The organism is Campylobacter sp. DY7, from assembly GCF_057802535.1.
The window spans coordinates 1-18,833 of record NZ_JBYJAU010000022.1 but is presented as its reverse complement, the minus strand read 5'-3'; the positions used below and the strand labels follow the sequence as shown (position 1 = coordinate 18,833).

At 29.4% G+C, this 18,833-nt stretch carries 21 protein-coding genes; 4 read left to right on the top strand and 17 right to left on the bottom strand.

What is annotated here, in order from left to right; translation table 11 throughout:
* Nucleotides 1–526 precede the first annotated feature (526 nt).
* The 4 genes from AC1B00_RS09210 (at nt 527) to AC1B00_RS09195 (ending at nt 1,862) form a co-directional block, all read left to right on the top strand.
* Complete coding sequence (locus AC1B00_RS09210) at nt 527–742, top strand: hypothetical protein (RefSeq protein WP_488849428.1); 216 nt, start codon at nt 527–529, stop codon at nt 740–742.
* 515 nt (nt 743–1,257) lie between these two features.
* Nucleotides 1,258–1,383 (top strand): hypothetical protein, encoded by a 126-nt coding sequence (locus tag AC1B00_RS09205; protein WP_488849427.1) that lies wholly within the window; start codon nt 1,258–1,260, stop codon nt 1,381–1,383.
* A complete protein-coding gene (locus tag AC1B00_RS09200; protein ID WP_488849426.1) occupies nt 1,376–1,513 on the top strand; it encodes a hypothetical protein in 138 nt (45 codons plus the stop codon). Before AC1B00_RS09205 ends, AC1B00_RS09200 begins: the two co-directional genes overlap by 8 nt.
* A gap of 217 nt (nt 1,514–1,730) precedes the next feature.
* On the top strand, nt 1,731–1,862 hold the full coding sequence (locus tag AC1B00_RS09195) for a hypothetical protein (protein WP_488849425.1): 132 nt from the start codon (nt 1,731–1,733) through the stop codon (nt 1,860–1,862).
* A 379-nt stretch (nt 1,863–2,241) separates the two neighbouring features.
* Here the strand turns inward: AC1B00_RS09195 and AC1B00_RS09190 are convergent, their stop codons facing one another.
* The 17 genes from AC1B00_RS09190 to AC1B00_RS09110 all read right to left on the bottom strand — a co-directional run bounded on the left by AC1B00_RS09190 (nt 2,242) and on the right by AC1B00_RS09110 (nt 17,913).
* Nucleotides 2,242–2,916, bottom strand: coding sequence for an NYN domain-containing protein (locus AC1B00_RS09190; protein WP_488849423.1), 675 nt, complete (start codon nt 2,914–2,916; stop codon nt 2,242–2,244).
* 69 nt (nt 2,917–2,985) lie between these two features.
* A complete protein-coding gene (gene csx20 / locus AC1B00_RS09185; protein WP_488849422.1) occupies nt 2,986–3,357 on the bottom strand; it encodes a CRISPR-associated protein Csx20 in 372 nt (123 codons plus the stop codon).
* Entirely contained in the window at nt 3,354–4,703 is a 1,350-nt protein-coding gene (locus tag AC1B00_RS09180) for a TM1812 family CRISPR-associated protein (protein WP_488849421.1), read from the bottom strand. Before AC1B00_RS09180 ends, csx20 begins: the two co-directional genes overlap by 4 nt.
* Entirely contained in the window at nt 4,703–6,808 is a 2,106-nt protein-coding gene (locus tag AC1B00_RS09175; RefSeq protein WP_488849420.1) for a TIGR03986 family type III CRISPR-associated RAMP protein, read from the bottom strand. Before AC1B00_RS09175 ends, AC1B00_RS09180 begins: the two co-directional genes overlap by 1 nt.
* On the bottom strand, nt 6,805–7,230 hold the full coding sequence (csx19, locus tag AC1B00_RS09170) for a type III-D CRISPR-associated protein Csx19 (protein WP_488849418.1): 426 nt from the start codon (nt 7,228–7,230) through the stop codon (nt 6,805–6,807). Before csx19 ends, AC1B00_RS09175 begins: the two co-directional genes overlap by 4 nt.
* Nucleotides 7,227–8,441: an RAMP superfamily CRISPR-associated protein gene (locus AC1B00_RS09165; RefSeq protein ID WP_488849417.1), complete on the bottom strand. Its 1,215-nt coding sequence runs from the start codon at nt 8,439–8,441 to the stop codon at nt 7,227–7,229. The genes csx19 and AC1B00_RS09165 overlap by 4 nt, the downstream gene beginning before the upstream one ends.
* Nucleotides 8,438–10,393, bottom strand: a complete 1,956-nt coding sequence (locus AC1B00_RS09160) for an RAMP superfamily CRISPR-associated protein (RefSeq protein ID WP_488849416.1) — start codon at nt 10,391–10,393, stop codon at nt 8,438–8,440. Before AC1B00_RS09160 ends, AC1B00_RS09165 begins: the two co-directional genes overlap by 4 nt.
* Nucleotides 10,390–11,829, bottom strand: coding sequence for a Cas10/Cmr2 second palm domain-containing protein (locus AC1B00_RS09155; protein WP_488849415.1), 1,440 nt, complete (start codon nt 11,827–11,829; stop codon nt 10,390–10,392). Before AC1B00_RS09155 ends, AC1B00_RS09160 begins: the two co-directional genes overlap by 4 nt.
* Nucleotides 11,830–12,582: a CRISPR system precrRNA processing endoribonuclease RAMP protein Cas6 gene (cas6, locus tag AC1B00_RS09150; RefSeq protein WP_488849414.1), complete on the bottom strand. Its 753-nt coding sequence runs from the start codon at nt 12,580–12,582 to the stop codon at nt 11,830–11,832.
* A 139-nt stretch (nt 12,583–12,721) separates the two neighbouring features.
* The gene (locus AC1B00_RS09145; RefSeq protein WP_336611863.1) at nt 12,722–12,916 is read right to left on the bottom strand and encodes a hypothetical protein; all 195 of its coding nucleotides are present in this window, start codon (nt 12,914–12,916) and stop codon (nt 12,722–12,724) included.
* A 9-nt stretch (nt 12,917–12,925) separates the two neighbouring features.
* A complete protein-coding gene (locus tag AC1B00_RS09140) occupies nt 12,926–13,441 on the bottom strand; it encodes a hypothetical protein (protein WP_488849413.1) in 516 nt (171 codons plus the stop codon).
* A 63-nt stretch (nt 13,442–13,504) separates the two neighbouring features.
* The gene (locus AC1B00_RS09135) at nt 13,505–14,410 is read right to left on the bottom strand and encodes a hypothetical protein (protein WP_488849412.1); all 906 of its coding nucleotides are present in this window, start codon (nt 14,408–14,410) and stop codon (nt 13,505–13,507) included.
* On the bottom strand, nt 14,407–15,354 hold the full coding sequence (locus tag AC1B00_RS09130; protein ID WP_488849410.1) for a WYL domain-containing protein: 948 nt from the start codon (nt 15,352–15,354) through the stop codon (nt 14,407–14,409). The genes AC1B00_RS09135 and AC1B00_RS09130 overlap by 4 nt, the downstream gene beginning before the upstream one ends.
* 32 nt (nt 15,355–15,386) lie before the next feature.
* The gene (locus AC1B00_RS09125) at nt 15,387–15,572 is read right to left on the bottom strand and encodes a hypothetical protein (RefSeq protein ID WP_488849409.1); all 186 of its coding nucleotides are present in this window, start codon (nt 15,570–15,572) and stop codon (nt 15,387–15,389) included.
* Nucleotides 15,569–15,811: a hypothetical protein gene (locus tag AC1B00_RS09120; protein ID WP_488849408.1), complete on the bottom strand. Its 243-nt coding sequence runs from the start codon at nt 15,809–15,811 to the stop codon at nt 15,569–15,571. The genes AC1B00_RS09125 and AC1B00_RS09120 overlap by 4 nt, the downstream gene beginning before the upstream one ends.
* Nucleotides 15,812–15,925: 114 nt before the next feature.
* Nucleotides 15,926–16,279 carry a hypothetical protein gene (locus tag AC1B00_RS09115; RefSeq protein ID WP_488849407.1) on the bottom strand — a complete coding sequence of 118 codons (354 nt, stop codon included), beginning with the start codon at nt 16,277–16,279 and terminating at the stop codon, nt 15,926–15,928.
* Between the two features lie 191 nt (nt 16,280–16,470).
* Nucleotides 16,471–17,913, bottom strand: coding sequence for a hypothetical protein (locus AC1B00_RS09110; protein WP_488849405.1), 1,443 nt, complete (start codon nt 17,911–17,913; stop codon nt 16,471–16,473).
* Nucleotides 17,914–18,833: the final 920 nt, after the last annotated feature.

The window sequence follows — 18,833 nt, the reverse complement described above, 5'->3', positions numbered from 1 at the left end:
TTTTTTATAATCATTTTTTATTAAAATATTTTTAACAAAAGTATGGAAGAATTAAGGGTTAGAAAGACACTTCCCCGCTTTAGGGGATTGAAACTAAAAGAGCCTACAACAAGTGATAATTCTATTAATAAGTTAGAAAGACACTTCCCCGCTTTAGGGGATTGAAACTGGTTAAAATTCTCACACCCTCTGAACATTCCTCTCATGTTAGAAAGACACTTCCCCGCTTTAGGGGATTGAAACTAAATAAAGCATTCGGTTTCTTCTTTAATATGAGCTAAGCTAGAAAGACACTTCCCCGCTTTAGGGGATTTAATTTCTTTATAAATTAGATTAAAAATACTTTTATATTGTTTTAGCTATTTTTTAGATGGAATTTATTTCCGTAAAATATACAAATGATTTAGATTTGGATTGTATTTTTATCTTTAATATTACTTTACAATAATCTGAACTAAAATTTTAAGTCTTTAAAAATACGACTAATTTTTCTTACAATCTCCCAAATTCAATAAAAGGAGAAAAAATGAAAGAAATTCGCAAAATTAAATTCGCTGTATTTTACGCAGCAAAAATCCTAAGTGCAATGTATCTTGCTTATTATCTTTTTAGCGTAGTGTTTTCACTAGCATTTGGCTTTAATCTTGCTGTGGTGGTGAATGTAAATTTAGTAGCTGTTGGATTATATTTTTACTTTAATAGTATGGCAAACAAAGAGCTTAACAAGTATTTGAAGGATTAAACATTTGCCTAACTTTTACAAGGTAAATGCATCTAGGTATCAAAAAGGAAAAATATGAAAAATTTACTTAAAAAATGTGTTTTTTCAAATGAATTTGTCTTAGAAAATCTCTTAAGGAATTGCTTTAGCTTTTGTGGTGATAGATGTTTTGGTACTTGTGGTAATGCTAGATAATATAAAAAAAGGCTTGTGATGGTTCAGATTTTAATGCTACTTGCCTTGGTGGGTTGGACTGGCTTTTAAGTAAAACTACATAAAGAAGAAAAAAGCAAAAAAGGATAAAGATGATTGATTTGATTGTGGATATTGTTCTTTGGGTGGTTATGATAGTGCTTTAATGGCTGCAATAGGTGGCGAAAAGTTTGCCAGAAGGCTAAAAGATTTTGCAGATAAGCTATAGGAGTGAAAATGCAACAAACGATAGGAGGGTTTATCGTGTATGGCTTAGCTGGGTTTTGTCTAATTTATGCGATATTTTATAAGCTAGAGAAAAAAGAAAAAAATTAAGAAGAGCTATGAAAGAGTTGTTGGCAAATATTATCATTTATGGATTTGGCACATTTGTGCTAATTGGTAGCATCGTAAATTATATAAGCGAGAGAAAAGAAGAGCAAGGAAGCAAAAAGGATGAAAATGCTTGATTTGATGACAGATATCATTGCACCAGTGATTTTGGGTTTTGTAGTGCTACATTTTTTTAAAAGAGCGATACAAATAGATAGCGATAACACCTTTTTAGACAATTCACAAAGCAAAGATGATAAAACATAAATAGGAGATAATGATGGAAATATTAAAAGAGATTTTTACATTTAATTTTTGCATGTTTTTAGTGATATTTTTTTAGTATTGCATTTGCATTCAAATACTACGACTATAGATATATAAAAAACTAGAAAAAGAATACAAAAAATTAGGAAAAGAAAGATATGAATATGCAAAAAGCATAGGTATGTTTCGTTGGTTTTAGTAGGTTTAAGGAAAAGCTATGGAACTACTAGCAAATATTATCATTTATGGCTTATGTGCCTTTGTGTTAGCAAGTAGTATCGCAATCTATATAATTGAGAGAAAAGAAGAAAAAGAAGAGAAAAATAAGGATAAAAATAAAAATAATTGAGCTGGTTTTAACTGGTTTAGCTTTGATATGTGCTGTGTATATTCATACATATTTGAATGATAGATTGATAAAAAAAAATAGAAAAAGAGCAAGATAAGGATTAAAAATGAGTGATTGGTATATGTTTATACCGCATATTATAGGCGTTAGTTTTGCAATATTTTTTGTGTTATTTGCAAAATATCAAAAAGATAAAAAATGAAATCATACATAGGCATAATAATTCTTGCTTTTATTTGTCATAGATACTTTAAATATTGTGATAAAATGGACACGCAAGAAAAGCAAAACGATGATTAAAACTAATTAAACAAACGAAATTTAATTTATCAAGCCTAAATCAAACAAATAACAATATCATTTATTACCTTGTAAATCTTTATAAATTTTGCATTAAGAGTTTTTCATAAACTCCAGCCCATGTAGGTTGTTTAAAGTGATTTGGGTGGAGATTATTAGACTCTGCGTGATTTACAAATTGCACGAAATTATCCTGATATTTTAAAAATACATCATTTATAATAGTTTTTGCATCATATATTTTTAGCCCTAAGTTTAAGCAAACTTTCTTCCAAGAGTTATAGCCAAAATCACTAGGTTTTAAAGGCACAGCATTAAGTTTAGTGGTAAATGCGTTGTAATTTAGAGTTTTTAAATACTCGTTTTTGTAAAGATTTTGAATAATTTTTAGTTTTTTATCTAAAGTAAGATTTTTTCTGTTATGAATGATGACTTTTATATCTTTGGTTTTTGCAAAGCTAATAAGATCAGAAAAATCACTATCGCTTGAAAAAAGTATCAATTCGCTTACTTTATCTGTCAAAATATGAGTAAGTGCATAACGAAGCAAAACAAAATCAGCTTTATTTTTCTTGCCTGGACAATGAATAGTGCTAACAGCATATATGCCGAGTTTAAAAAGCTGTGTTAAATCCCAATCTTTTGCATAATCAAAATCAGCAAACGCATAGGCTTTATAGTCTTTATAATTTGGTATTAGTTTTAAAAACTCATTGTAGCTTACATTTTCACAGTCAATCAAAATAAGTCTCATTTAATCTCCTTTTTTAAGACATTTTAATTGATTTTTGTCTTATTTTTAGAGACCAAATGAGATTTTATTTTAAAATTCTCTAAATCTTACATGTTTAAAAATGCTTTGTTTTATACCGTTTTCATCTTTTAAAATATCTCTTTTTGTGGTGGCATAAACGGGCTTTAATGATTTTGCTTTAGCATAATTTATAAGCTTAAAGCATAAGCCAAAATCCCCGCTAACAAGCAAAAAATCACCTTTTTTAGCATTTTTATCAATATATTCATAAAAATCTCTTGCATAATCATCTAAATTATCAAGACTAGGCGGGACATTTGAAAACTTAGTTTGCAAATCCTTTGGCAAGGCTTTAAATTCCACTACTTTTAGACTAGCCTTAGCATCGTTTATTTGCTCCTCGCTTAGCTCATGTGAGAAAAATAAGTGCATGGTAATCATTGTTCTAGCTCATTATTTTTTGGCTCATAAGCTAAATAGGCTTTAATATTAGCTTTGGCGTCTGCACTAATAGTATCTAGTTTTATTGTTTGAATTTCTGGCATAAGTTGGCTTAATATTTTGCATAACTCTTCTAAGATATCTATTTTTTTTCCACGTTTATCTTTCATTTTCGGGTTTATATGAGACATATCATTTCTATAACCTGCAACACTTTTTCTATACTCTAGCAAATTAGCAAGTAACGTTTTTTCTTGCACTGTATATTTATAGTTTGCCAAGGTTTTTGCTAGATTTTTTTGCTTATCATCCTTACCTTTGTTTTCATCATTTAATCCTTGTATACATAAAAAAAGCATATTTTTTACCCTTTGAAGTTCAGGATAATCATAAGAAGTATTTGGCATAAAGTATTGCCATAATGCAATTTGCAAACCTTCTAGCATAAATCCGGCTGCATTTAATGCGTATGATTTTTTAAGATAAAGCCTACATAAAATAAAATAATCCTTATGGCTTATACCATCGCTAAAATTTTCAAATTCCTTTAATTCATTTAAAATATCTTCAATCATAGGAAGTAATGCAAAAAATATATCATTTGGATTTTTACTGATGTTTTCTTTTTCTACTAGAAGACTTTCATAAGCTTTTTTAATTTCTTTTATGTTGTTTTCAAAAATACTATTTGATAAATTCACTAATTCTTTATAAAAATTATGCTCTATATCAGACTTTATTATCTTTAAAGTATTTTTAAATGTATTTAATATAAAAGATAATTTCAAAACATCTGCATAGTTATTAAGAGATGTGATTGTATAAAACTTAACACCATCATTGTCTTTAAATTCTTTAGCAAAAATAAAATTCATTTTATTATCTTTTTTATCTTCTCTTGAAAAGCTATATTCAATAAGTCCAGCTAAAAGTCCAACAGAAGTAGTGTCTCTAAACCCGTGAGTTATATCAATTATAATATCTGTTCTTTCGTGGTTTTTTTCTATATCTTGGATTTTTTTAATAAGCTTGTTTAATAATTCTTCATGCTTTTTTTCATCAAAAATAATAAGTTCATACTTATCTTTTTTAAAATCTTTTAAAATATCTAATTGATTATTTTTAGCTGCTTCTGTGCTAAAAAATACAAATTCAGCATTTTTGTTTTCAAAATTTTTAAGATAAATATCAGCCATATTCAAATATTTATCTGTTTTTATATCTAAAGATAATGCATTTTTTAAGTTTTCATCTAATTTATATTCGGTAGGCTCTGCATATTTACTTTTAAACCCAAATGATGAAAAAATAACCCTTTTTCTTTGATTAGTTACTCTTAATCCCATTATTTTCCTTTTGCTTTATTCTTATCTTTCTTACCATTTAAACACTCATCATGCCTTGCTTCTAGTTGTTCACGAGTGCATAAGAAATGGTCTTTTAACTCTCTTGGACTAGGTAAAATCAGCTTTCTATCAAACTCAATATCAGTTGGTTTTATAGCCATTTTTCCATCCCTATCTTTGACACTTACTACCATATAACGAGTATTTAAATCCCAATTAGGCAAGGTTGTATTTTTAAAATCAAGCATAGCTTTAAGCTCTTTTATTCTTTCAAAATCATCATAAGATTTTATATCATTAAAGCCTTTTGAGTTTTCTTTAATGCTCTTTAAGGTTATATCTTTAAAGTACTTTACAAACTCTTTAACCTTACTATCGCTAGAGTTGTTTTGATAGCTTTTACAATAATCATCACTAAATAAATCCGAGTATTTTTTATCTATATCAAAAAGCTTTAAAGTTGATTTTAGTTCAACACTACCAAAACCTAGTGGCTTTGCTCCACCTAGTTTATAAACGCTTTTATCATCTACATTTAAGCTATAAAGCAAGGCTCCTAATTCTTCTTTTTTAAGGTTTAAAAACCTGATTTTTCCAACAAACTCAACGCCACTTTTAACAGCCTTAAAGCTTTTTAAGACTTTTGCTAATTGTTTTTTATCTTTATTTGGGTCTAATATAGCTTCTTTTAAATCATTGCCTAAGTTTTTATGATGATAAAGCTTAAAGCCTTTAAGCTTAGCCTTTGCATTACCATCTCCATTGTAGGTTAAAATTTTACTAAGGTTATTATTAGCTAGATATAAGTTAAATGCTGTTGGTTTTGGTGCTAAAAGTGGCTCGGTTGTTTCTTCTTTTGTGTAGATATGCTTATCCAAATAACTTTTTAAATCATTTTTATTTTGTAGTTCTTCATGATTTTTAAGCTTCAAATCTTCAAAAAACACTCTAGTAGCAAACTCACCTTCCTTGCCAAATACAAGTTCAGTTAAATCATATTTATCATCTTTTTTATACACCCCATCAACACAATCAAGCGTTGTATAAAAATACGGCACTCTAATAAACTTTGTATTCCCAAAAAATACATAATCATTACCATTTGTATCTTTTGCCTGTATATAAAAACAAGGCACTCCACACTCTTTAAATCTACTTTCTTCTAACCTTTCAAAAAGATTTAGAGTTGTTATATCTTCTTCGGACTCTGTTTTAGAAGAATAGTTTTTTCTTTGCGAGCTAGTTTGTGCATTTTCAAAATCTAGCTTGTATGGTAAAACATCTCTTTGATAATCTAGCTTGATAGGGCTTTCATCTTCTTTATATTCTGCTATATGATAATAAGTTTTTTTACTACTCATATACCCACTATAAACATCAAAATCAAATGCTTTACCTATGATTTTGTGAGCGTTTTTTTCTAGCTCATTGTTGCTTTTATCGTGTTTATGTTTATATTTAGCAGGATAAATCACATAATCTCTAAAACCATTACACTTAAGGTATCCCATATGTGCTTTTGAGAATTTTTTAGGGATTAGCCTCCCTGTTTTTTCATCTTTTACATCTTTGATCTCAGTAGCCACCTCATCATAAGCTAATCCTATCGATGATTTTGCCCCATCGGCAACATTTCTAAAATAAAACCTATGATTGTTTATATTGTTAAACTTAGAAAAGCTAACTATCTCAAAAATATTTCTAACCATTCCTCTAAAGCTTGAGCCAGATACTTGCGGAATTTCGTTTGTTACACTAAAAAAGCTAACCTTACTAGGGTCTTTTTTATCTTTACTGCTATCGCCTACTACAAACGGAGTTTTGCTCTTAAGCGTGATTTCAATCTCTCCTGTAAAAAGCTTTTTATCAAAAATATCAAGCTTAACATCGGTGTTATTCTTCTCATCATTTTCTTTTTTGTTCTGCTCTTTATCTTGTTTTTTATACAAAGCTACTATTGGTTTGTTGTTTTCTCTAATGTTTATGAAATTAAACGGAGCTATAGCTACATTATCTTTTTCATAGTTTGGTTTTTCACTTTTTTGTTCAATTTTACTTACATCAACCCCTGCTTTTTTAAACATATCTAAAGAAAGTCCGTTCATTTTATCTCCTTTATCGCATAGCCTTTTATGTAAGCTTGATGTGTTTCCTTGTGATAGCCTATGATGTCGTATTTTTGTATTTCAATTTTGCTTTCTAATTGCTTTTCAAGTGGCAAGTAAAACTTCCCACCCCTACCATCATCTACCTTGCTCCAGCCATTTTTACACTCAACAACCTTACCTAACATAAAAGTATTACTTGGTAATTTATCGTCACCAAACTTATAAACTCTTGAGCCATCACCCCAAAAATAAAGCTCTTTAGCTTCATCAAATGCACGAAGTTCTAAAATACCATCTAATGTGCTGAATTTTTTATCGTATGAACAAACTTCTACTCCATCAAATATTCCAAAATAAATCTTATCCATTGTCCAGATAATTACTTTTGCATTAACAAAATCTTTTAAAAGTTCTTTCATTTTAGCAACTCCTTAGCTATTTTCTCAATATCTTCAATTTCTAAAGGCTTATTATTTTCACGAACTTTAAAATTTTCTTTTTTACCACTAAACACCCCACGACCGACATTTTTACCCCCACCAACAGCTAAAAATCCAGCACATAAATCTCTTGCTACAAAAAGCATTAAGGCTTTTTCTTTAAGGCTTGAATTAATTAGTTCTATTTTCAAATAAACCTTACCACCATAAATAGCCCTAGCATCAAACAACGCCCCATCAATGGTAGCTCCGCTAAATCTATCTATTTTATTTCTTTGATGAAGTTTTGTAAGTGTTTTTTCAATTTCGCTTTCATTTACTCTAACTCTTGATTTTTTCGCTGTATTGCCATCAACATAGCCAAAAAGCTCATTTACAAACTTTTCGCCTAGCTTATCACTAAAAGTATTTGCTATTCTTAAAGCTTGATGTCTAATAGCTCCTTTAAAGCTTGTCCCACTTGCTATACTTTTACCATCTTCGCACAAACTCGCAACATCTGCTATCTCGCCATCATTATTTACGCTACCTATCAAAAGTGAGTTTGCAATATCTAGCTCTAGTTTTATTTCAAATTTATTATTACTTTCTTTAGCCTCTACTTTGCTTTCATAAAAAGGCTTTCTTAAAAAGCTTTCATATCTACTAAACTCATCATTTTTACTAAAATCAAACTCGGTTTTAAAAAGCTCTTTCATAGCAAACTCCCCAAAACCACTCATAGTTTTCATCCCTACTAAAAGCTCTGAGTTTATAACCTTTTCAAACTCTTCTATCTCATTAGCAAAATCATCTTCATAGATATTTATAAGGCATTCAAAATTAAACCTAGCACCCTTAAAAACCACTTCGTAATCAAATAAAGCCCCTTTTTTGGCTATGCCGTTTTTGCTATTTATAGCAACGCTATTTCTAATGCCAATTTTTGGATTTTCTTCGCACTCACAATCACTTAAAATCACCAAACTTTTATTATCATTATCACCTAAAAGTGGATTATTTTTAAGCTTAGCTTTTAGCACTCCAGCAAGGCTTGTAGCACTTATATAAGGCTTATTAGATTTATCCTTTAAACACAAGCTATCTATAAAATCGCCTTCCTTTGAGCCTATGCTAAATGCTGTTTGGTTTTCTAAAACACCTTTATAAAATATCTTTTTTCTTAATTTTTTATGCACTTCTTGGCTCATTTCTCATCCTTTTTTAGCATTTTTCTAGCTTGTTTTATCTTGCTAATTAGCACCTTTTTTGCTATCTCATTTCTTATTTTTTCAGTATAAAAGTTTTTATATTTTTCGTTTTCATGCTTTGCTACATCAAACTTATCTAGCCTTAGCCCTTTATCTTGCATTTTTTTATAAAAAGCACTATCTTTGTATTTATATTCAAACTGTGTTTTAAAATCTTTATCAATTTCAAAAGCATTTACGATACTTTGCATTCTGCTTAGCTCACTTGCACTAAATATCTCTCCATGCTTTTTGTAGTTTTCATCTTGGATAACATAGTTTTTATACTCATCGCTTAAAAATACTCTTTGCTCTAAGTCTTGTTTTAAGATATTTTTCAAAACTGGCTCTATGCTTTTTAGTTCGTTTTGTGAAATTTCGTTTGTTTGTGATTTTTTTTGTTCGTTCTTTTCTAGCACTAAATTATCAAAACTTTTATAAGCTTTAAACAATCCAAAACCAAATTCTTGTTGCACTCCAACGCTACAAAACTCACTATTTAAATTCCCGTTAACCTTAAACACACTGCCTATACTAAATCCCATTACTTGCGGAGTTTTGCACTTATAAGAATTGTTATAAAATTGTGCTTTTTCATATCTTGAAATTACGATTTTTTCTAGCTTTAAGCCTTGTTTTTCTAGCTCGTTTTTAAGTGCGTCAAAACTAGGCTCAAAGCCACCATCCTCGCCTCTTAGCAAAATCGGGCTAATCGCCACTAGATAAAACTCATCGTTAAAACTAGCTTCATTATCGCTTGAGTTTTCAAAGCTGATTTTTACCCTACCATATTGAGAATTAGCACTTTTACCAAGTCTTAAATTCTCACTATTCAAACTACTAAAATCATCATTTTTATCAAGTTTTATAGCAAATGTTTGCCCCTTGCTAAGTGCTGTATATGAGAAGATTTTGTTTTTATACTCTTTATCATCTTTGTGTTTTTCAAGCTCTTTAAGGCTCATATTTTCTTTACCTGCTAGACTTACATGGGTTTTATTTGTAGTGCTAATGTTTGCTTTGTTTAAAACACCGTTTTTTATGCAAACATATCCACCTATGTTTGATTTTTTCTCATCATCATTTTTTTCTGTAATCTCATTAAACACCATTAAATCATCTTTATATTTATATTTTTTAAGGTTCATCGGTGCTGGATAAAAGATATTTTTATCCTTGTAAAAATAAGCATTTTGAGGCTTAGAATACTCCACTCCTATCTTTTTAAACGCTCCCTTAATCGCACTTGCACTTAAATACCCCTTAGTATCAACGGTATTTTCATCGCCACTAAGGCTTGTTAAAATAACATCATCAAGCAAGGTAAATACCATAATATCTTTATGAATTTCGTTTGTTTGAGCTGTTTTTTCATCGTTTTGACTATCTATTAACTCACACTTTACTTTGCCAAAGCCACGGGTTCTTTTATGCCCTATATAGCGAAGATTTAGGCAAATTAGCTCTAAGTCTTTTAAAAATTCTAAATTCCCTTCAATCACGCTCTCAAAAACAAGCCCTTTATCATAAGCCCTAAAGCGTCTTAAACTTCCTTTTTTAGCTACTCCACGCTCATCTAAGCTAGTTTGATTTAGCACCACTGAAAAAGAGTTTTTAAACAAATCAGGCTTAAAATCATTTGATAATTTTTCTAAAATCTCATAATCTTGCAATCTCGCATCGCTTAGCTTTATAATGCCTTCGTTGTTTTCATCGCCAAAAAGCCTAAGTGCATTTATATCTTGCCCCATAGAAACTAGTTCATTCGCACTATCTTTTAGCATTCCTTTTAGGCGTTTTGCACTGATATATGGCAAGCCGTATTCGTTGTAATCGCTATCAAGGTCTATTAGTGCATCGCCGTTTCCGTTTGTGATAATCGCATTGCTTGAAAGTGTAATTCTTAGTATCATTGTCTGTCCTTTTGTGGGTAAAATGCACTTAGCTCTATCGCATCAAGTAGCATATTTTTGTGTTTTATCTCATCGCCATCTAGCAAATCACTAGCATTAAACTCATCGTTTTCACAATAAATCTCAATGTATTTTTTAAGACTTTCTTTATCGCTATAATAAAGCAAATCCCTAATCTTCATCATCTTTGACCTTGCCATTTTGTTTAAAATGCTAATTAATTTTAAAAGCTCATCAAAGTCATAACCTTCATGCTTTTCATTTTTGTTGATGAAATAGCCTTCGTGATTTATAAATTCATTTTCGCCAGTTGTTCTTTCGCTTGTGTAAGTATTTTCTAGGTAATTTAGCCCTGATTTTACTTGATTTGAAAGGATTAAAAATGCTAGGCTTGATTTAGATTCATCTTTTCTTGCTAGAGCTTTTGCTTTACTAGCTAATTCTTCGCTAAGATTATATGCTCTACTAAAAGGCGTTTTAGCCTTACATATTGCAATCCCAGCACTTGCATATAAACCACCATTAAAGTGCTTCTTTGAAGCCTTTTCAAGCTCTTTTATAAAAACCTTGCTAAGCCAAACCCCAAGCCTACCTTCACTAACAAAGGTAAAATCATCTCCGTTTAAAATAATCGGTCTAATAGGTAAATAATACTCATTATCCTTTTTAAAATCATCTTTAGTAATTTTTATATCTTTAAACTCAAAACCATCATTATCTAAGCGACTAACTAGCTTATCTATCATCTTCGCAAACGCTTCTTGCATAATCAAATCAATTTTTTTAGAAAATTCTTTTGATTCTTCTTTATTTTTTAGCTTTCTAACCTTTTCTCCAAGTGCGTTGATATCGCAATGCACCACGCTTATAAAGGCGTTGTTATGGATATAAATACGATCTAATTCGCTAATAAATTTATATTGTGTATTTTTTAAATATACATCAAATCTATTTTCTACAGCTTCTTGCTTAGATTTTGTAGCTTTACTTATCTTGCCTTCTTTGTCTTCAACACCGATATTTGAGCTAGGGCATAATCTTTCAAAACCGATATTGAGTGAATGCGTAAGTGGATAAAAGCTGTTTCTAATCTCATCTAGCTCATCTTTAGCTTTTCTTATATCTTCTTTATAATCCCCTTTCATTTCATAAGGCACTAGATAAGGAACTAAACTAGGATAAGTTTTAAGTAAATGTAGGCTGTATTTTTCTATAAATTTTTTCGCATCATCAAGCTCGTTAAAAAACAAATAAGCATTCCCACCACCACTAAAACTACTCTCGCTAAACTTAGCCAGATTAAGCTTTCTTATCTCTTCAACATCAGTCGCTCTTGCTATTATCTCACTAGCACCTACCATATCTTTTAGCTTGTTTGAGCTAAAGATATATTCTTGTTTAGCAGCTATATCAACCAAAACTAGATAATCACTCATTTATATCCTTTCTAAAATTATTTTTCCAAAACCAAAAGCCGTATGCTTTCCTACCCCTGTGATAGTTGCTATCTCAAGTAGCTTTACACATTCATCATCAAGGCTTACAAAATCCACTTCGCCTATTTTGGCATGAAAGTTCATTTTTCTACCTTGATTATTTGAGTATCTTAGTAATTTATAGTCGCTTAAACTTTGACTATAAGAAAAATTATCATCAAAAAACACCTTTTCATTTATGCCGTTTATCTCATTTATACGGCGTTTTAGCGAGATAAAAAAACTAAGTGGATTAAAATCTGTGTTTTTATCATTTATCATAAACGGGGTTTTAAAAATCACTTTTATATTTTTGTGGTGGCTTTGTGGGTTTAGCTCAAGGCTTTTTATGTCTTTATTTAATACTTCGCCTTTATTATCCATAAAAGGCTCATCGTTTAAAAGTATTTCTTCATAATCAAACTTTTGCCTATTTACCCCAAGCCCTAAAACTCTCATTTGCTCAATAGCTAGAGCAAAATAAGGCGTATATTTTACGCACTCATTAAAAAGATAAATACTAAAATCATAAGTATTAAAATCAATCTCAAGGCGGTATTTTGAACTAGCGTTGTCTTTGTTGTAAAACATCTCAAAAACACTCTCATCAACCCTTTTTAACGCCCAGCCTAAAGTCCCCCGAACAGCCGAGCCGTTAAACTCATGCAAAGGCTTGATATTTATACCCTTTACGCTTAATTTTATATATTTCATCAAACTACCTTTTTAAATCAATAATAACATTTATAAATTTATTGTAATTAAACTTCAAAAGAATTTAAAATCGGAAATTAAAAAATTCCAAATAAAGCAAAGCCTTGTTTAAAAGTTTAGGCTTTGCCAATTTTGTTTGCTAGTAATTATGCAAAGATTTTAGCTCTTTTATAATTTTGTCTTTTTCATAATTTGTCCAAAAACTACCAGCTAAGATAATCACTAGCAAAGCATCACTAAATAAATTCCAGCTAAATCCAAGCTTAGCAAAATCCAAACAAACTCCCACGCTAAGAGTAAGGACTAGTAAAAAATCTAAAATATACTTTCTCACAAGCTATCCTTAAAGCATATTTGTAGTAGCATTTTGCTTTTGCTCTTTTGCTTTTTGTTGAGCTTTTTTAACTCTTTTTGAAAAGTCGTTTTGCTCATACTCTAAATACACCGAAAAGCTCATATGTGGTGAGTTTAGCTTGATTTTTTCACCCTTTAAAGCATATTCGCTTAGCCTATCGCCTACAAAAGGTTCTACGCTTTTTGTAATTTTATATTTTTTATTTAGTGAAGTTTTAAGCTCATTATAAGAGTTTTTACCATCAAAAATTAGCCTTGCATACACCAAAATCCCGTCATCATCAAAGGCAAATTCAGCATTTTTAAGATTATCCATTAAATGACAATTCTCAAAGCTTAAAAACCTACCATCATTCGGATAAACTCCGTCTATTAAGTAGCTTTCTCTATATTTACAATCTAGCTTTTTTACATCTTCAACATTGCTTTTACCAATATTTAGCCCAAAAGGACCTGCTGCAAACATAAGACTACTTAAAACACTTGCTAAAAATAATTTTTTCATAAATTCTCCTTAAGATTAAAAATGTAAGGAGAATTTATTTAAACATAGTCAAAAAATACGAGATTATCTAAAGAATTTATTATAAATATTAATTGCAGAATCTATGGCAGGCAAAGCCCCCATAATAGTAACTAATATAACAATCCAATTAATCATTGTTTTTAGATTTTTATATTGATTTGCTTTCTTTTCGCTCAATTCTATTTCGGCTATTTTTACAATATCTTTTGTTTGAGTCTTCATCTCTTCATAAAGATGTATTATATGATAATTTTTCGCCATTAATTCATATATTGCATATAATTCATGTCTTGATTGTAAAATAGGGTTTTTATAAAAATACCTTACATCATATTCAAGCAAATCTTTTCGTATTTTTATAATATCTTCTAATCCGTTATATACAGCAAGTTGCTTTATATAATCTTTTGTTCGCAAGATATAATAAATCAAAAGACAATAAACCATCATTATTCTAATTCTTTGATCAAAAAAATAGCAATCAGAATAAAATCCACGAACATCCACAAGCATTTCAATACTTTTTGTAATCAAATGATTTTGGCTGGTTTTATCTAATGTATGAGAATTTCTAAGCATATATGAAGCAATATTTAGCGTATCATTAAAATCACTTTCTAAAGGCTTAGAAGTATTAGCAAACAAAGCATATAAATAGCGATAATCTGTAGAATTTTGATCCTTTTTCGGGTAAATAAAAAAATCATTTTGAATATTTTTTAGATTGTTTATAACATCGGCTTTATTAAAACTTCTTTGCTCTATTTCAAATATTCTAGAAAAAATCTTAATATAAAACTTATCATTGTTTTTATAAAGCTTTATATAATTAGCTAAGTCTCCTAATAAAAATTCATGTGAAAACTCGTAATCCGTAGCATCACTAGGCACAATATCGCACTCAGTATAAATCCTAAAATAATCAAACTCGAGCTCACTTTTTATCATATTTCATCCTTTTCATAGCTTTTTAAAGCTTCTTTTAGATTATCACAAAACGCCTTTTGTAAGGGCTTTGGCGATATGATTTTAATATCAGGTAGCCAAGTTTTAACAAACCTTAAAATCTCAAACTCTTGAGAGTAGATAATGCTGATTTGTAGTGGATTTTCATTTACAATCTTTTGGGCTTTGAAAAACTTTTTCATACCTTTTTGAAAATACCTTGCCACCTTTGGACTGATTTCTAAAATCGCCTCATACTCAGCCTTTTCAAAAAGGCTTAAAGAATTGCTAAGATTTTTTATCTTTCTATCTAGTCCTTCTGGAATTTCTAGGCTTAGGTAACGCTCTTTTGTGATTTCTAGTTCTTTTATGAATGCAACTCTTTTTAGCTCAAATCTATCATCAATTTTCACCAAAATATACCAGTTTTTATCACTATAAATCACCCTTAAAAATATAGCGCCTTTTATATCCTCATCTATATAATCAATGTCGATTTTACTATTTGTATATGATGATTTTAGGCATTTTTGAATGAAATTAAACTCCATTTTGCTTAGCTTTTCATCTTGCAATGGATTATCAATAGCTATGAAATTAGCCTTAAACTTTTCTAAAAGCTCCTTTTCATCACTTTGTTTTAAATAGACCTTAAATCTTTCAAGCGCTAAAAACTCATCATAAGTATATCTATGCCCCATGTAGTATTTGATGACTTCATCTAGGCTTTTTAGAGCGGGTTTATAAATACGGGTTTTGCTACTCATATCCACTTCTATAAACTTGCCAAAATCACTATCTAAAATCTGATTTATATACTTGCTAAAGTTTTGTTTAGAAATGCCAAGATTGTTTATAAAATACGAGCTACTAACCCCATCTTTATGCTTATAAATAATCTTTAAAATCTCAAAATAAGTGTATAAAATATTTACATTTGTTGCCATTTTTTCTCCTTAATTTATAGTGTTTTTATAATCTAAATCTTAATAGCTGTAAGTAAAGCTACTAGCAATATCACCCCAACAACAGCACTTCTTACAAACTCACTATCGTGGTATTCAGACGGTAAATAATACTCATAAACCATCCCAAGGCTTAGTATAAAAGCCATAGCAAAGATAGTTATTTGATACTCTTTTAGTGTTTTTATCAACGCTTTCATTTTTGCTCCTTTAAAAGCTCTTTTATATCGCTTAGATTTTGCTCTATAATTTCTAGTTTTTCGCTTATGATTTTTTGCGTGTTTTCGTTGTTTTTAGGCGTGCTTTGCTCCATATAAAGGATATTTACAATACAAGCCATTGTCCAAAAAACAGCCAAAATCATCAAAAAATCTTTGTAATTTTCAAGCTCACTTTTATAGATAAAGCAAACCACAAGCCCTACAAAAATAAAACCCAAAAATATATAAACTAATCATTTTTTGCCCCAAGGTTTTTATTTACATGAAATAAAATTAAAATCCAAATAAATCAAAAATCTTGCTTGATACAACTAATGTAATCAAATAAAGCATCATTCATCCTTTGTAAAAATCATCTTGCCAATAAGCCCTAGTAAAAATAATGCAAATGCTATAAAATATCCTTCTTTAACTTGCTCGTTTTGTGCTAAGTCAATCAAATACCTAATCCCACAAACATAAAAGCTCACTTCATAACATTTATTAAAAAATTTATAAGCTTTGTGATATTTAAATTCTTTTTGAACTAAACTCATTAAAATTACAAAAACAATACAAATTACAAAACAAACGAAAATTCCAACAAAAATCCACCACCCATTTAAAACAAAAAACGACATAAAAACACCAAAAAGTGCTAAATCCTTAATAGCCTGAAAAATATTAAATAAAATAATTCTTAACATAAATTCTCCTTTTGTTTTTTATGATTTTAATAATTTTTAGTCAAATAATTTAAGACTATTATAAATTTAATTTGAAATTCCTAATTCAAATTCTTTGAAGTTTTAAAGACTTTTTAAGGAATTTGAAATAGGAATTTAAAAATCAAATTCCGAATTCAAATTCCAAAGCTAAAATTAGCTTAACCAAGCCTTTATTTAAGTTCATTTATATAGTGGATTTTATCCCCTTTTCTTACAAGGACAATATCATTTTTGCAATTTAATGTATAAGCACCTATTTTAAAATCTTCTAATTTTAAAGAGCAGTTTTTAAGTATGGTATCTGAATTTTTTTCAACCACTTCTTTAGCCTTTTCTATATCTTTTGCACCAACAAATCCTATGTAACGCTTTTGATTATCTTCTATTTTATAGGTATGCAAGACATTAAATTCATTATTCACTTTAGAAAAGTATTTAATTCCTATATATCCATTAGAATGATTAGGAGTTCTTAATATATAAGCAGATATATTATGATAAAGACTACTTGTTAGTGCGTAGTTTTTAGGATATGCTTCATGTATTAGTTTATTTATATAAGTCCTTTGCTCAAACGGAATTTTTTCATATTGACTTAAGTCTTCAGCTCTACTAACTACTTCATAATAAGCAGAAGGCATATTATTATAAGTTGAATATGAATTTTTAGGATCATTTACATATCTTTCTAATTCCCCATTAAATGTCTTTTTGAAAGTAAATGGCTTAGTATTAGAAACACACGATATAGTATAATCTCCAAACTCACTTACGCCTTTGTCATATTTAACACTTTCTAATAAATAATCCCCTAAAAGCATTACTTTATTTTCAGTAGTATCTCCTACAATATAAGGAGTTCCATTATATCTAGCTTTACAAATATGATATAGTGGTAAAATTCTATAATAGAATATTTTATCATTTGTGCTTCTATCAATACCTGCATCTCTTTTTACCCAAGTTACTTTATTATCTTTTTCATCTACATAGCGATAGTAATCATCTGTATTTATATAAGGAGCATTTTGTGGAGTTTGGAATTTAATTACAAATAAAGCAGTAACTTCAGATTTATACTCGCCAATAAATCTATCGCTATCATCTACAAAAGCATATTCTCCAAATTTATGCGTAATTTCAAATGATTTATTCCCTGCTTTGCATTCAAAATATCCATCAGAAATCTCATAAGGCGAATAATTATCCTTTATTTTTACAAACTCATCAACTTGTGGATTATCGGCATTAAATAATGCTGGATTATGTCTTAACATAGAGCTAAAAACTTCTTTTTTAATTACGCTTTTACCTCCTATACCTTGACAATATCTATAAGCATGATGGTATAAATTTAGCGATTGGTCGTTAAGAATAAGGTTGTCATATTGTAATAATACTTCATTGCCTTTAGAATAAATAGTTCTTATAGGTTTTTTGGTGCAATACGCATGAGGTCCATGTCCAAAGCAAGAACTTGGATACTCATAATTATTTAAATATTCTAAAAAACTTTGATTATTAGTAGGTTGTGGTATTTCAGGAATACTATAATCACTCACACAAGCAGAAAACATCAGCGCAACACTTGATAATAAAATTGTTTTTTTCATAATTTCTCCTAGTTTTATAAATATTTTTCACTTTACTAAAAGATAGTCTTAAAATCTAAGACCGAAAATATTTTGAAGTAATTTTTAAATAAATGGGCTATGAAACAGAATTGAAGTTTTAAATTTAAATCCCCTAAAGCGGGGAAATGTCTTTCTAACATTAAGGTATTAAAAAATCCATTTGTGTTTGATGAAGTTTCAATCCCCTAAAGCGGGGAAGTGTCTTTCCAACTTTAACATTCTATGCTACTTACATTGAAGACAAAGAGTTTCAATCCCCTAAAGCGGGGAAATGTCTTTCTAACAACAATCATTAAAGACCCTTCAAAACTTATAAAAGAGTTTCAATCCCCTAAAGCGGGGAAGTGTCTTTCTAACCAAAGCTTTGATTTATTCTTCAGTATTTTTATAAATGTGTTTCAATCCTCTAAAGTGGGGAAATGTCTTTCTAACACATTTAATTTTTGCGTATTTTTAGTGATACTTTTTTTTGTTTCAATCCCCTAAAGCGGGGAAGTGTCTTTCTAACTCTGTATAGATGTTAATAGCGGGGAGTATCGTTTTTTTGTTTCAATCCCCTAAAGCGGGGAAGTGTCTTTCTAACCTATTATCTTTATTTTGTGTTGATTTTTTAGTATTGCGTTTCAATCCCCTAAAGCGGGGAAGTGTCTTTCTAACCCTTAATTCTTTCATACTTTTGTTAAAAAGATTTAATAAAAAGCGATTATAAAAAAGAATGTTTAATATTATCTAATAAGCATTTAAAATAAAATCATTTAAAAAAGTAGCAAATGCTAAGTAAAAATGAAAATTCATAGCTTAAAGCTCTATTTTTCCATAAAAATTTTTGAATTTCTTAGCATTTTCTATTTTTAAGGAATTTTTAAGTTCTAAAATCCCTATAAAATAAGCATTTTAAA